Genomic DNA, 14817 nt, shown 5'->3' with positions numbered 1-14817 from the left:
TGATGTTCACATTGCTGTTTACAGCTAAAATGGCTGGTAGGTTGGCAGGATAATAGAGGTACTTCTATGTATGTAATTGCTACAATAGCAGCTGTTGTCCTTTTGATACAGAGTTCATGGAAAATTTTCGTAAATAAAGTGTATGATATACTTGATGTAGTTGCATGCATATGCGCACTATACCTTGCCATACATTTTGCAATAAAATCAATAGGTTGATATATGACAGTGGTTATTGACTTTATATTTGCTGTATTGATTGGCATCGGTATTACGGCTGCTTACATTTTATTCACATCAAGTCAGGATGAAGAAATCGAGAAGAAAATAGAAGTTCGCAGAAAGCTAATTTCTAGAATGCCACATATATTTGTAACATTATCTAAAAAGACATATCGCATAACATATAATAGTGACGGAGACATATTGGATCTTAGGAGGAATTAAAATGGTTGGAACAGTATTATTAATAATTGTGTTTATCATTCTGTGCTTCTGCAAGGTACGCATAAACGTACACGTTCGTGGGGCTACGCCGAAGGATGATGAGAGTCCGGTGTTCCCGGCGCACGAAGTGATGAACTACAAGGTAGTGGAGATTGACAAGGACAAGTATATTGCTGTCTTTGACAATGACGGTAAGCCTGTTACTTTGATACCGCATCAATAGTTTTGTAGAGGAGGGTACGAAATGATAGAGATAACAGGAAAGTACTCAACAGCAAAGATATTTACAGATGAGGTGGACGGTGAGTCCATCAAGCAGGTGCAGCTCTTGTGTAACCAGGAGTTCACTGAAGGTAGCCGTATCAGGCTGATGCCGGATATCCATGCAGGCAAGGGCTGCACTATCGGTACTACCATGACGATTACCGATAAGGTAGTCCCCAATCTTGTCGGAGTGGATATCGGCTGCGGAATGTTTGTCGTGAATCTTGGCGCAGTGGACCTTGATTTTGAGAAGCTGGACCAGGTTATCCGCAAGTATGTACCAGCGGGCTTTTCCATACATGATCATGTTCCATGCCCTGAAGTGCAGGACATGCTTGATGGACTTGTATGCAAAGACCATGTGGATATGGACAGGGCTGCCAAGAGTGTCGGTACTCTCGGTGGTGGGAACCATTTCATCGAGATCGACAAGGATGAAGAGGGATCTCTGTATCTGGTTGTGCATTCCGGCAGCAGGCATCTTGGTTTGCAGATAGCCAACTACTACCAGCAGTTGGCTATCGAACAGTGCAGCGCCAAGGTACCACAGGAGTTGGCGTATCTGACGGACTCCGCATTTACCACATATCTCAATGATATGCGTGTCGCTCAGGAATACGCAGTGCTGAACAGAGAGACAATTGTCAGGAGTATACTGTTCAATATGTTCGGCATGGAAGCGTTGCCCACAAACAACTTCACCACAATTCACAACTACATCGACATGAAGAACATGATTCTTCGCAAGGGCGCAGTGTCTGCACAGAAGGATGAGCTGTTCCTTGTACCAATCAACATGCGAGATGGCAGCCTTATCTGCAGGGGCAAGGGTAATGCAGACTGGAATTACTCGGCTCCCCACGGCGCAGGCAGGATTATGAGCAGGAGTCAGGCCAAGAAGAAGTTGAGCATGGCAGAGTTTCAGCGAGAAATGGCCGGTGTGTACTCAACCTCAGTAAAGCAGACAACTCTGGACGAAAGTCCGATGGCCTACAAGGGCATGGACAATATACTTGCCAACATTGGTCCAACTGCTGATGTGGTAAAGGTCATCAAGCCAGTGTACAGTTTCAAGGCCGGGTAGGGGCATTTAGATAAATTAAAAAGGGGCAGCACATAAAAATGCTGCCCCTTTTATTTTTGAGGAATTGATTCCTTAAACTTTCATTTTTTGGAAGTTTTTGGAATCAACTCCTCTTTTATTTTTCTTACCGCCTGGCCAAACGCATTCCCGATGCGTGGCATAGCGAAATGGTTTATGGCCGCATTGGCTACATAGGTGGCGTAGGCAGGGATGAGGATTTTTTTAGCCGAACGATTGGCGAACTCAGAGCCTTTCACCTTGCGAAGAGCGTTGTAGCCTCGTACGGATGCCTGACCTTCCTCAAACATTCCGAGACCGGTCGCTACCCTGGCGAAGTTGTCAGCAAGGCTGTAATCACCGGAATCGTTATCCTTACCTTCAAGTCCACGCAGAAACCCAGTGGCTCCACGAATGTGACCGGCATTATGATGTCCGATTCCAGCGGTTATCTTGGCTGAAAACAGACGCAAACTCTTGTTTTTGGGATTAAGAATACTGGTGGCGTGGCCGAGCTCGTGCGCTGCGTCAGCCGTATTCCTAATGTGGGCAGTGTTTGTTTCAGGATTGTAGTGTGGAGCAGGTACACGCGATGTCGGATCAAGAACGCTTTTTACCCGGATATCCTTCTTGTCTGCCTTGAGTGTAGCGTAGACTTTCTTGATGTCCCTCGTGGACAGTTCAAGGTCCTTGCCTGGGTTGACCATATTACGTGTTACGTATCTACCAGTCTTTCGCCCAGCAGCGCGAGCGCCATAATATGCCCCTACACCAATCGTTGCGGTCTGCGCTATTTCAACGTTGGTTTTATCGTCTTTCAATCCCATATACTGTTATCCTATATCCACATAATCTGTAAGCTTGAGTTCACCAGCGTAGTACGCTTTCCACGCAGCTTCAACATTAGCGAACTTGTGTATCTTTGCTCCAGCAGGCTTTGGTTTTCCGATATTTGCCGTTGCTTTGTACAGACCTATGATTGGTTCTCTGGTGGGAGATTGCACAATAGCGTTCGGTACCTTGTCGTTGAATACCTGGTGAGATGGGAACAGCTTCTTTGCGTCTTCCACGGCCTCGTCTGTAACAGGAACATGAATGTTGACGGCATCACCATCGTAGTCTGCGTTGAGGCCCTTTTCCCATATTGAGTTGACGCAGACGTTTTTGCCTTTGCGGAGCAACGGCTTTGCAGCAACCATAGAATGTCGCCACAGTGAAGGAGCACGATTCATAATTACAGGACGCTTTTCCAGCTCGGCCTGCAATATCTTGGTTGCCACATCGTTTCGCTGTTCGATGGCCTCTTCTGCATCGGCCATGGAGTACCCCATACGAGACATCTCTCGAATAACAAATGGCTTGTACATACCCCAGGCGATGTCTTCGGGAAGTCCAATCTCGTCCAGTCCTAATGAGACATCAGGCGAAATTGTGGCTCGACCAGACATATTCATGCGGCCATAGATACATTTTTTATAAAAGTATCCAGACTTTGGAACATCTCCGGCGATAAACTTGATAGCGCCCTTCACATTACGGTTTCTCTGCATGGCGCTATCGGGGGCAAGCATACCGGTAATCTCGCCGATACGCTTGTACAGTGCCTCTCGCTCCTTGCGTATGTCATCATGGTCAAGACCGGCTTTCAGGACATCCTTGAAGCTGTTGCTCTGGAGAACCAGGTCCTTGTAGAAGTCGTTGGTATCACCGCTCATAATGTCACCAGTTCGGCTGATGACAACGGGTCTGTGTATGGGAGGCGTTACAGGGAACTTTGTCAGAACGTAGGCGTCTCCGGCTTTCATGTTGTTCTGGTCAAGGGCTCTGAGTGTCTTTACACGCTTGACCATATCATCAAGTTCAGTCTTCTTTACCTGATTGTTATGGAGAGCGTCCTCGGCTTTCTTCAGTTCTTCCTTGATATCAAGGGCGTTCAGCCTGTCCTTTATGTACTTGCCGCCCTTGTCCAGGCAAAGCTCCTCAAAGTCCTTGGAGGAGAGCCCAAGTAACCTGCGTGCCGCTCCCTCGAAGACGGGATTGACTACAGGTTCGGGGAGGGTGATGTGTCCCCATTTGGTTCCCTTAAGACCACCAAAGATGGCCTCGTCAAACAGGCCGTCCTTTGAGGGGTGCTGAAGGTCAACGGCATCAAGTCTTTTTGCTGTCTTGAGCTCGCCACTGCTTAGCTTCTCGATATCCTTGTCGGTAAGCGGAGCGGCAACCAGTTCGTCACCCCTGCGCTCAACGTTGATGCCAGCCTGCTTCAGAATGGACAGAAATCTGGTGAAAGTCTTCTTCTCGGTGGGGAAGTTCGGCGTGGCTCCGGACTGGAACGCTCGCCAGAAGTCGGAGTTTTTCGAGCTGCGGAGCATGGTTCCTTCGCGGAGCAGAGCTCGTACATTTGAGGCCAACAGGGCATTGATTTCCATACCGCCCATACCTTTCGGTCCGGTTGCTCCACTGCCTGTGGGAACTTCATCCTGATCATAGCCACCTTCAATACCGCGAGCCGCAAAGTTGGTATCGGTCGTCTTGAAGAGCTTTTGCATGTGCTGCACGCCGACGAAGACACCGGGAATCTTCTTGCCCGTCTCAGGGTCGAACAGCGTTTCCTTGTCCTTGACGCCGTTCTTCTTCATCTCGTTCTTTACGAACTCGACGGCATCAGGCATCGAGTAGTTCTCTATGTCGTATGCCTTTCCGGTTTTGAGGGCTATTTTTCCAAGGGCAGATTCCAAAGTCTGGGCAGGGTTGATGCGCGAGATAACGCCAGCAGAGGTGAGCACCAGATCTAGCGGCCTGCCTTCCTCATCCCTGGGCATCTTGTCGGTGGGCACAATGACAGAGCACACGCCCTTGTTGCCATAGGATCCGGCAAGCTTGTCGCCTATCTGCAGGGGTTTGCGCATTCTGAGGACAACAGTGATGAGCTTGTCCGTTTTGAAGGTATCGGTGACTTCAGCCTCGTAATGATCCTCGTACTTCTCCGCCAGATCCCTGTACGGGTGCATAAGGGATTTGTTGAGCTTGCCCAGGATCTGGTTGATACGGCTGTCCGTATTGGACTCGATGGCCAGCACCAGCGGATCGCCCTCATGTACCTTCGTGCCCTTCTTTACGATACCATCCGCATCCAGATTCGCGAGTTGCTCTGTAGTGAAGTTGGTAGGAAAGGCAGCAGTGTAGTGGTCCTTGCCGAGGATCATGTTGCGGGTAATCTGAACGAATATCTTGCTGGCATGGATGGAGGTCATCTTTTGCGCGGCAGCTTCGCTCACCACAATGGCGTCTTCGTGATTCAGGCCCTTGTAGGGCATGTACGCAACCAGCAGGTTCTTGCCTGTTGTCAGCCAGCCATCCTTGGAGAAGTTTGAATTGGCAAGAGGTTGCCCCTTCGTTACCTTGTCTCCAACTTTTACCGTGACGGTATTGGTGAGGAACGTCTTTGAGGCCAGCGGCATGTCCTTTACATAATCTACCGGCCATGTTTTCCCTGTGGTGTCCTTTATATAGATAAAGTCCTCGTCCACCCTGGTAACTGTCCCATCGGCAGGCGCCACGGGAACAGTGCCGTAGCCAAGCTCTCTGAGCACGCTACCATCCCGGAATGAATCCGATTTTGTACGTACGAGACGAACGTCTGGATCCTCCAGGGGCAGAGCCTGCTGCACATGCTTGTCACCCATCAACAAACGGTTGCCCTGGTTGCTGGGCATAAAGGGTATGCTGTTGGTGGTGAAGCTGGTAAGATCTGCTGGATCGTCTATCTGGTAATCCAGCTCGGAGCGTCTGCACTTTACCAGATCACCACGGTAGGTGGCATAGACGATATCATCACGCTTCTTGTTCTTGAGGTATTTGGGGTCAGGGAAGCCAACCCTTTTGTCGTACAGATCGATAGCTCTGTGGTAACCTATCTGATTTGTCTTGCAGTCACGCAGTTTCTTGTAGAACTCGTGGTCAGATCCCTTGGCGGCATTGATGGTAGCGTGCACGTCAATACCAACCTTGAAGGATTCAGGCGCTGCGATAGGGTCGATAAGGCCGGCGCTTGAGTAGGTAACACCACGGGTAGAGAAGGGCACAGCTCTTTCACTGGAGATAGCCCCCTCGCCAAGCCTCGTGATGATCGAGGCAGAGTCCATGAACTCCATCGGGTTGATTTGCGAGGGTAAACGCGAAAGGGACGATGAGGTCAAAAAGCTGCGTATGGGCTGAGAAAAGACGCTGGAGTTGAAATTCGTCTTGAACTTTTCCGGATGCTTCAGCTCGAAAGTGTCCAGCGCCTTCTTTATCTTCGGGCCTATCTCTTTCGACTTCTCGATTACTTCGGCGAGCAGATCCTCCACACCGTAGACTTTCTGGAACTCCAGATGATCTCGTTCGTCAACATCAGCCTCGCCTTTGTAGACATCCATGATTTTGCGCATGGCGCGCAGGATGGTTACGACACCGACAGATGTTTGCGGAATACCAAGAGTTACCTTTGTGGTCTCCGGGTCCATCTTCGTGTTGGCAAAATATCCACGGATGGCTTCGTCCTTTTCGGCGGAATTGATGTGCTCGTCTGGCCCGGTATCCTTGTAGCGTACCAGCTTGTTGAAGAGAAGGTTGCGAGCCTTCGCTATCTGGGATTCTGTGGCTGCCTCACGATTCCTCTGCCAAAGCTCGGTCCCGATGGCGTTTTCCTCATCGGCTCGCTTGGCGCCGAGTATGTCCAGAAAAGCGAACACAGGAAATGTGGACCCGAGGATGTCCATCTTGAAGATACCTGTCTTGGGGTCCATGAGCAGTTTGAAGTTCGCTCCCTTCTCCAGGTTGAAGGCGCTTTCGAGTTCATCGTTGCCTCTCTTGCGGGTATAGACACCAGACTTTGTGCGCATCTGTGAGACTACCGAATACTCGTTGCCGTCTACCATCATCGTGTAGCGATATGTGTAGTAGGGCAGCGTAGCCAGCAGGTATTTCTTAAATGTTGCGACAACCTTGCCGGTCTTCTTGTCGGTTATGGTGAGGTCGCCATATATGCGAGAGTTCTTGTTGCCCTTGGTCAGCACAACCTTCTTCTGCTGGTCGTGGGAGATTTCACCGAAGACAGCCTCTACATTGGAAACATCAGCTGTATACCGCTCACCCTCTACAGGAAACTTGCTCTTGATGGCCGCTGCTACCTTTTCGTGGATGGCATTGCGGATCTCGTATGGGTAGGCAACTATCTTGCGAATAGAGACATTATTGGGCATTACTTTCAGCCTTTTTCTCTTGCTCAGGCAGCATGGCGTAGTACAGGTAGATGTGGTAGTCGCCCATCTTGTCGAATGTGCCTGTGCGCTCGAATACAGCTATGTCTCCTGGTTTGTTCAGGTATCCACCACAGCGCAGGGATTTCGTGAGTATGTACTCGGCTATAGCGCAATCGCCTGGGTCGGACAGATTTCCAGTGTACATCTTGATAACTGTATCCTTCGGGAATGGTGCTTCCGTATATCTGGAAGAGAAGGGATTACCAAATCCCTCAAGCTTGTCGTCTGTTACTGTAGCTACATCGCTCATTTTTTAGCCAAGCCCCTCATATCATCTGTAAGTTGCTGTTTCATATTAGAGATTGCGGCAAGGTATTCGTCTATCGAAGTATCTCTTGTATTGAGAAGCTTTTGCCACATCCTGGGCGGAAGCTTGGAGTGATATTCTTCGATGGTGATATTTCGTTGATCTTCAGGCAGGTCTATATGTGAATGGTATCGGGCTCCGCGCCCCTCAACCTGCTGTATCTTGGATCTATTAAAATGTGGCTCCAGTATCTGCAGAAGCCTTGTCCCTTTGAGGTCAAGTCCTTCACTACCAGATGAGGACAACAACAGAATTTTCTTCCCACCAGGGGTGTTGTAATCAGCAACGAGTTTCTTTTTCTGCTCTGCATCTAGCCCACCAGTAAATACAATAGGTTTCAGTCCGTGTTTCTGCAGTATCTTCTCGTAGGGAAGAATGCCAGCATCAAGGAAGTTTGAGTATGCAACACCTCTGAAGTTGTCTGTCTTATTGGCGGCTCTGGCCATGCGGTCAGCAGCAACTCTAAGTTTTTCGCTGTCGAACGGGTCAGCATTGACCTGATGGTGAGATATGGAGTTGGAAGCCTGGCGGATGCCAGTCGAGAAGGCATTGAGATTGGTGGCTTCCCGTAGGCTCATGGGCAGATTGTTGCGAACCTTTTTGCGTAGCGGCGAAGGTATTTTGTTTTCAAGATACCTGTACAACTCTACCTGGTGAGGAGACATTTCTGTGTCTATAACCTTGCGGTATATACGAGGAAAGTCAGCGCTGTCCTTGGGAGTCTCGTACACATCAATGTATCTGTCGAGAATATTCTTCAATCTGGGACGATTTTTGATTTTCCACTTGTCATCGTCAACATAGTTGCTGATAAACTCTTTACGGTCACGGGGAACTTTTGCATCACTGTCCATCAGTGATATGAGGCTCATCATGTCCGATGGGTGGTTGTATCCGGCAGTCCCGGTAAGCATGAGAACCTTATCTGAGTTGTCAAGAACAGGTTTTAGACGAGAAGTGAGTGATGTGCCGCTGTTTCTCAGTTTGTGTGCCTCATCAAGAACTATCAGCTTGTACCTAGTGTCTTTGAGCTTGTCTGCGAGGTTACGGGCCTTCTCGTAGCTGTAGACATCGACCTTGCCCGGATATTGCAGGCCATGCTTCACGCGCTCCTTTTCGAAGTTCGTGGTGAGTGAGGCCGGAGCAATCCATAGGGCTCGGTCATCCTTATTTTGCAGAGCCTTGCTTAGAGCTGACAGTGCTGTGTAGGTCTTGCCAGAACCCGTAGAGTGATAGGCGATAACACCACGTGGACTCTTCTTCCCGTACAGTTTATCAATAACTCGTTGTTGGTAGTCCTTAAGGGCATCTGGCATACATTACCCCTGTACCGATTGTGTCTGGGCAGTCTGCGCCATCTGGGCTGCCTGCATTGTTCGCATCTGCTCAAGTTGTTTGGATACCAGTGCCCACATAACGTAGTCCTCGTTCTGCAGCTGTGACAGCTGAGATTTCCTTTGTTCATACGGAACAGACAGCATCTGGTTGGCTATCTGCTGGGCCTGAGCAATCATCTTCTGCTGATTGTACTGACTCGGCATACCCGTCTGCGATTCCTCAACCTGCGATTTGACCTGGTTGGACAGGCTGTTGAGCTGCTTGTTGACCTCTTCCTGTACTTCCTGTTGCATAATCTGGTCGGAAACGGTGTCGGACTTGAGCAGCTCCTTTTCCCTGGCGGGATCGATGTTGAGGCTCTCAAGGATGGTTGTGCGGGAAACTGTACCGTTGGCGGCGAGCTGCATGAGCATCTGCTTGTTCATTATGTCATCGGCAAGCTTGAACGGTACGAGGGAAGGATAGGTATACTCCATACCGGTATGCGCGTTGATGGCGTCAATGACCCAGCGCATGAAGCGTTCCATTTCCCGAACGTGTGGGGTAAGCTGGTTCTCAAGAATTCTCAGTCCAATAGCGCTTGCCTGAATGCTGGCGTCACAGGTGAGCAGTGCTGGCGGGATGTCCAGCGCCATTGTCATTTCAACGCGGGCGTCCTTGATTTCCTCGATGGGAGAGAGCTGGCGTCCCTGTGAGCCAATATTGACGAGCCCGGTAGGATAGGGTGCTGTCATCACGTAGTTCGGATCAAAACGCCATCTTTCCAGCGCCTTGTTGACCTCTTCTCGCCACCTCTTGAGTGACGTGCCCACAGCAGGGTCACTTGTGCCGGACGATTGCGGGAACAAAATGCGCTGCGGAGTGATGTGTTCCATACCAATGGCCTCTGAAGCCCTTCGAAGCACAGCTATGTACATATAGATGCGCAGGGTGGACATCAGCTGGGAAATTCCCCATCCTGACTGATAACCAGACAAGCTGGGCATTTTGGCGTGATAGAAGTTGGGACCGAACTTGATGTTCTTGTCCTTGAGGGCGCCTTCGATGAAAATCTGAGGTGTGTCCCGGAAGATCGTCTTGTCGCCTTGCTGTATGCGTTTTGTCAGTTCTTCCGGCATCTGGTAGTAGTACTCTGTAGTGCCGGTGATGGGGTTCTGCACAAGATTGATGCTCTTGGGATCCCACCTCACGATAACGATCTTGCTGGGGTCATTGAGCTCCTCATCGTGCAGTTTGGCAAGTTGCCAGCCACAGTTTTTACACTTTACCTCTATTTTCTGACGGCGAACCCGGAAAGTCGAGTTGTCGATAGCAGTACGCTCATTGCAGTGTGAACATTGTATAAAGCGTTTGAACGGCATGTATACTGTGCGGAAGACATTGCCGTAAATATAGAAGTCAGTATTGAAGTCCATGAGGATGGACTTCATGTGGATATCATCGAGAAGCTTTTTGGTCTTGTCCCGCATCTTCTCTGGCTGGTCCTCAAACGAGAAATCTGTGATGGGGTAGTGGACAAGCTTGCGTATGGCGTTTGCTACCGTAGGCATGGAGTTGTAGACCACTTCACACCACCGGAAGAGATCCTTGATATTCTTCGGCAGCATCTCCGACAGGTAGTCAAAGTGAGGATTGCCGTATAAACGTGAGTATTTGTTATTAGGATAGACTGTCCGACCAAGAACGGGTGATATGATTGGAGTCTCATTTGCCATAACGCTTTTATTCCTTCGAATGCTCTGAGTATACTACATAAATTATGTTGTAAAATAAATAGGCAGTAAATATTAAGGGGTGTTTTTTGTTATAAGTATATACAAGTAAAACCTGAAGGAGGTTTTATATATGCCTGTATTGGAGTATGATTCTATTGCCAAATCATTCTGGTTCAGGTACGATAAAGACCTGATCGGAATGGCAGGCGCCACAGTCGATTTAAGAGGTGGCCGACGATATGTGTTTGGGGATGTGTCTCCAAAAAACTATCGCAATATCAAGTTGTTCAAAGAGTTATTCAGGGGAGATGCGAAAGCCACTCCTGAAGCCAAAAAGCGTATCGCCGCAATAAAGGAGGAGCAGGAGAAAAATTACGTTCAGGAGTACATGGATCTGTTTGCCGGCAAGCCGTTCGAGCATCAGATGAAGGCCGTGGAGGCCATGCAGAAGAGCGACCGGCTGGCACTGTTGTTGGAGCAGGGACTGGGAAAAACGTACATATCTCTTATGTCCCTGAGAATGTTCAAGAAAAGGGATGGATATCTCAGGGCGCTGGTTATGTGCCCCGCCATTGTGTTCGACACATGGCTTGCCGAGGCCGAGAAGTTTACGCCGGAGCTTAAGATTATTCCCTACAAGGGCGACCTACAGGCAAGGCTTGAGGTGCAGCGCCGCATAAAATGCGGTGAAAGTTCCAATAAATACCGCGATAATTGCGGCGATAATTGCGGCGAAAATTGGGACATAATACTAACCACATATGACATGCTTAGGGACCCGGACAACAAGAGCAAGCTTATCTACAAGGGGCTTGCCTGGGAAATGGTCCCTGCGGATGTTCGCGAGAAGCTGGTAAATGCGCTGTTCGCCGACGATGCCAAAGCCAGGGAAACACTTCTGACAGACAGCTCGAAGCTTGCGAAAACCAGGCGCAATACCTGGCTCAATGCCTGCGGCAAGCTGTTCAGGGACATCGATCCTAAAAAGGAGGTAGAGCGGGCGATGGTGGCTGCCTTCCCGGAGATAGCCAAGGAGATAAAACTCTATAATTCATTGATATCACAGATAATAAAGGCTGACAGGGCGGAGGAGTTTTTCAACAGCCTAGACTTGTCGGTGACGATATTCGATGAGGCCAGCAGACTGATAAATCATGCTTCACACACGGCGAAAGCGATGGAGGGCTTGAAGAGTCATCGTGTGTACCTGCTGTCGGGAACACTATGCGTGGGAAGACCGACAGATATGTATATGCCCATGCGTATACTGGATACATCTATATTCAGCATGAACTGGTGGCAATTCAGAAACAGGTATTGTATCACCAGCAGCTACAATGCGAATATCATCACTGGCTACAAGAACGTTGACGATATCAAGGCACGTATAGAGCCGTTCATAATCAGCTACAAACGTGATGAGTGTTTTGACATGCCGGATAGAACTATAGTCACATGCTACTATCCGATAGGTGATAAGGTTCGCGATTTGTACAACGGTATCATCACCGCAGAGGATTACGTCAAGATTGGCAACCGTAGATTGTTCTGCGGTATGGACATTCAGAAGATTCAAAAATGCCTGCAGGTGCTATCCGGATTTGTTCATATCACGCCTGGCACAGAGCATTGTGGCGAGTGCGGAGATGAGCAGATCGAGAAGTGTATGGACAAGGGCGTCATACCTTCGAGCCCCAAATGTCCCAGACACAACGAGTTCAGGGAGAGCGAGATCGACATAGATCTTCCTCTGTCCGAGAACCCAAAGCTGGCCATGCTGGAAAATGACCTGAAGGACATCACTCCTTTCGAGAAGGTAATAGTCTGGGCGTGGTATCAGTATGACCTCGCGGAGATAGAGAAACTGCTGAAGAAGCTGAAAATCAGATACATAACGGCTGACGAATCGAAATGCGCTCAGCGATTCGAGGCTGATGACAATATACGAGTGTTTCTTGGTCAGACCATGCAGGGTATCGGAATCACACTCAACTCCGCTACCACCATGATTTACTACTCGCATGGTACGGCTCTTGAGCCAAGGCTGCAGAGCATGGATAGAAACATGCGCATAGGGCAGACCAGGAAGCTGGTGGTGAGGGACTACGTATGCCGTGGCAGTGTTGAGGAAGCGATAGTTACGCTGCTGCAGCACAAGGATGATGTGCACGCGTTTATGCAAAAGGACACCAGGTGCATCATGTGTGCCGCAAACTATGCTGAATGCAGGGAGAAGGGCATCAGGCAATATGCAAAGGGCTGTATATATTGCAATGAGTTGCAGGCAGCACAGGAAAAGAAAACTCTTGGGCTAAAACTTCTGGAGGATTAGGTATCAGATGAAAAAGATAAGAGTTATCGTTACAATCACAACAATAATAGATGACAGCGTTTACTCGGATACGGGAGATTACTTATACGAAAATGCTGAGCATCTTGAAGACACAGTTATTGATGCGTGCACGCAGGCAGGTTGGAGAGCTGTTACTTATGGAAACACAAGAGACGCTAAGGAGGAGAAGGGAATATGAAATTTTCAACCAAGGCGTACATATGGTTTAATCTTAAACTGTACTCATATTCAGACAGAGCGGACAAGTTCATAAAGTATATTATAAATGAAGGAAAACTTGTTGCCATAGGTGATAGCTTGTATGGATGCCCAGCCCATGCGTTTGTGCAGGTGGGAGACAAGGTGTTTGCGGTATGGATAGCAAATTACCCATACGCGGATCTTAGCGATGTATATGAGGTAGCAAGGGACGGAGTATTTGCGGAGAAGTACATATACACAAGAGAGCGACCATCACGAAAAACACAGATAGCGTTCTGGGAGTGGATGGAGAAGCAGGTTTATGTCTCGTTTAGTGGTGGTGAGGTGGCAGTAGCGTCTGATAACACACATGAGAGCTGGGACAAGAAAATACGGGATATCTACAAGGAGATAGACAATGGAAATGGAGATTAGGGACCTCGACAACGCAATCAACTACCTGTTAAACAAGGCACGGGACGCTTTCCCCACACCTTGCTCTGTCAACGAGGCGGATATCAAGTACATTTTTGACAGGAAAGCAGGTTCGCAGGAAGTGTGGACAGAATGGGTCAATACGCTGCTTGCGCTTGTCGGTTGGCTCATGCGTAACCAGTACCTGCGCGGCAAGTATAAGAACAACGGGTACGGAAAGTTCTGGGCTACCTATGAAATTACGGACAAGGGTCTGGACTTTATGGATATCGGCAACACTCCTCTGAACGCAATGCTGCGCAACAGGGTTTACAAAGATGAATATGGCATAGAGGAGGAGGGAGGTTTTTAATGGAGGTAGGCATATACGAACTTCCAAAGGGGTATCTGTCTGCCAGCGCCATTGATACCTTGCTGAAGTGCCCGAAGATGTACGAGTTCAAGTATATAGAGAACCGTACCAAACCGCAGAACAAGATGTTGGCTATGGGCTCCATCACACATGCGGCATTCGAGACGTATTACAATGATGTCCTGGAACACAAGAACGAAGAGCGTCTTACCGGCAAGCAGATGGTTGAGTTGACCATGGACGATGTAATGCCCACATGGTTTGAGGAGAAGGAGACGGACATCAAGCCGGAAGAGAGGGACGAGATCGAGGAGGTTGTTCCGAATATCGTCGAGAACTATGTGGACTGTGTTGGCTCCACAATAACGCCGCTGGGTGTTGAGCAGGAAATCGACTTTACCATGGAGTGCCAGGTGCCCATGAAGGCATACCTTGACCTTGTGCGTGTTGTTGATGACGGCAAGGGCCTGGTAGACTACAAGATCTCGGGCAGAGCGTGGCAGATGTCCAGGCTGCAGAACTCTCTCCAGTTCATGCTGTACACCTATCTTACCGGAATAAGTGATGTTCAGATTCAGAATATCGTGAAGCCAGCTTCCGGAAAGAAAGTCATTATGAACAGTCAGTATGCGGATAAGGACAAGGGCAGCACAGGGACATACGAGTTCACTGCAGGCAGCAGTCTTCACATTCTTGGCCATACCTTTGATAACAACCAGAAAGAATACCTTGAGGATCTTGTTCAGCGTTGCGCGGAGCTGATCACCACGGGTATCTTCATTCCTACACAGCCTGGTAACTGGTGGTGCTCATCGATATGGTGTGATTTCTGGCATCTGTGCAGAGGTAAGCGTGTATGAGTGGTGTTCGTAACATTGAGGCTGCCCGCAAGGAGATCGAGCAGGTGACAGAGCAGCTTATCAGTGAGCTGAAAAAGCTCAATGAGAAAAATCAGCTTGCGTCCGACAAGCTTGAGAAGGTGAAGGAGATTCTTGAGAACAGGAAACAGAGGGCAGATACCGACAAGTAATTAGGACAATAG

Annotated in this window: 13 protein-coding genes; 8 read left to right on the top strand and 5 right to left on the bottom strand. The window is 48.9% G+C overall.

Translation table 11 applies throughout. The annotated features are described in order from the left end of the window. Positions 1 to 448 precede the first annotated feature (448 nt). Both B5F76_RS08335 and B5F76_RS08330 read left to right on the top strand, forming a co-directional pair. Positions 449 to 670: a hypothetical protein gene (locus tag B5F76_RS08335; RefSeq protein WP_087353224.1), complete on the top strand. Its 222-nt coding sequence runs from the start codon at positions 449 to 451 to the stop codon at positions 668 to 670. A 21-nt stretch (positions 671 to 691) separates the two neighbouring features. Beyond that, entirely contained in the window at positions 692 to 1795 is a 1104-nt protein-coding gene (locus B5F76_RS08330; protein WP_087353222.1) for an RtcB family protein, read from the top strand. Positions 1796 to 1875: 80 nt separating this feature from the next. Here B5F76_RS08330 and B5F76_RS08325 read toward each other — a convergent pair whose 3' ends face one another. Genes B5F76_RS08325 through B5F76_RS08305 form a run of 5 tightly spaced genes read right to left on the bottom strand, consistent with a single transcriptional unit; the run spans position 1876 to position 10347 of the window. Further along, on the bottom strand, positions 1876 to 2619 hold the full coding sequence (locus B5F76_RS08325) for a hypothetical protein (RefSeq protein ID WP_087353220.1): 744 nt from the start codon (positions 2617 to 2619) through the stop codon (positions 1876 to 1878). Positions 2620 to 2625: 6 nt separating this feature from the next. Next, positions 2626 to 7035 (bottom strand): hypothetical protein, encoded by a 4410-nt coding sequence (locus B5F76_RS08320; RefSeq protein WP_087353218.1) that lies wholly within the window; start codon positions 7033 to 7035, stop codon positions 2626 to 2628. Next, positions 7025 to 7345 carry a hypothetical protein gene (locus B5F76_RS08315; RefSeq protein WP_087353216.1) on the bottom strand — a complete coding sequence of 107 codons (321 nt, stop codon included), beginning with the start codon at positions 7343 to 7345 and terminating at the stop codon, positions 7025 to 7027. Before B5F76_RS08315 ends, B5F76_RS08320 begins: the two co-directional genes overlap by 11 nt. Further along, the gene (locus B5F76_RS08310) at positions 7342 to 8718 is read right to left on the bottom strand and encodes an SNF2-related protein (protein ID WP_087353215.1); all 1377 of its coding nucleotides are present in this window, start codon (positions 8716 to 8718) and stop codon (positions 7342 to 7344) included. Before B5F76_RS08310 ends, B5F76_RS08315 begins: the two co-directional genes overlap by 4 nt. Before the next feature lie 3 nt (positions 8719 to 8721). After that, positions 8722 to 10347, bottom strand: coding sequence for a hypothetical protein (locus B5F76_RS08305; RefSeq protein ID WP_144268427.1), 1626 nt, complete (start codon positions 10345 to 10347; stop codon positions 8722 to 8724). A gap of 238 nt (positions 10348 to 10585) precedes the next feature. On the opposite strand from B5F76_RS08305, the gene B5F76_RS08300 reads away from it, so the two are divergent. From B5F76_RS08300 to B5F76_RS14880, 6 genes are read left to right on the top strand one after another with little or no spacing between them, the layout of a single operon-like run. Then, positions 10586 to 12787, top strand: a complete 2202-nt coding sequence (locus B5F76_RS08300) for an SNF2-related protein (RefSeq protein WP_087353211.1) — start codon at positions 10586 to 10588, stop codon at positions 12785 to 12787. 7 nt (positions 12788 to 12794) lie between these two features. Further along, positions 12795 to 12986 (top strand): hypothetical protein, encoded by a 192-nt coding sequence (locus B5F76_RS08295; RefSeq protein WP_087353209.1) that lies wholly within the window; start codon positions 12795 to 12797, stop codon positions 12984 to 12986. Continuing rightward, positions 12983 to 13423 (top strand): hypothetical protein, encoded by a 441-nt coding sequence (locus tag B5F76_RS08290; protein WP_087353207.1) that lies wholly within the window; start codon positions 12983 to 12985, stop codon positions 13421 to 13423. The genes B5F76_RS08295 and B5F76_RS08290 overlap by 4 nt, the downstream gene beginning before the upstream one ends. After that, entirely contained in the window at positions 13407 to 13775 is a 369-nt protein-coding gene (locus B5F76_RS08285; protein WP_087353205.1) for a hypothetical protein, read from the top strand. The genes B5F76_RS08290 and B5F76_RS08285 overlap by 17 nt, the downstream gene beginning before the upstream one ends. Next, a complete protein-coding gene (locus tag B5F76_RS08280) occupies positions 13775 to 14635 on the top strand; it encodes a RecB family exonuclease (protein ID WP_087353203.1) in 861 nt (286 codons plus the stop codon). The genes B5F76_RS08285 and B5F76_RS08280 overlap by 1 nt, the downstream gene beginning before the upstream one ends. Further along, positions 14632 to 14805 carry a hypothetical protein gene (locus B5F76_RS14880; protein ID WP_162608770.1) on the top strand — a complete coding sequence of 58 codons (174 nt, stop codon included), beginning with the start codon at positions 14632 to 14634 and terminating at the stop codon, positions 14803 to 14805. Before B5F76_RS08280 ends, B5F76_RS14880 begins: the two co-directional genes overlap by 4 nt. Positions 14806 to 14817 lie beyond the last annotated feature (12 nt).

It is taken from the genome of Desulfovibrio sp. An276, from assembly GCF_002159665.1.
In the GTDB taxonomy this organism is placed as follows: Bacteria; Desulfobacterota; Desulfovibrionia; order Desulfovibrionales; family Desulfovibrionaceae; genus Desulfovibrio; species Desulfovibrio faecigallinarum.
Note: the sequence above shows the minus strand (reverse complement) of the source record. Positions and strands in the feature narration are given on the sequence as shown.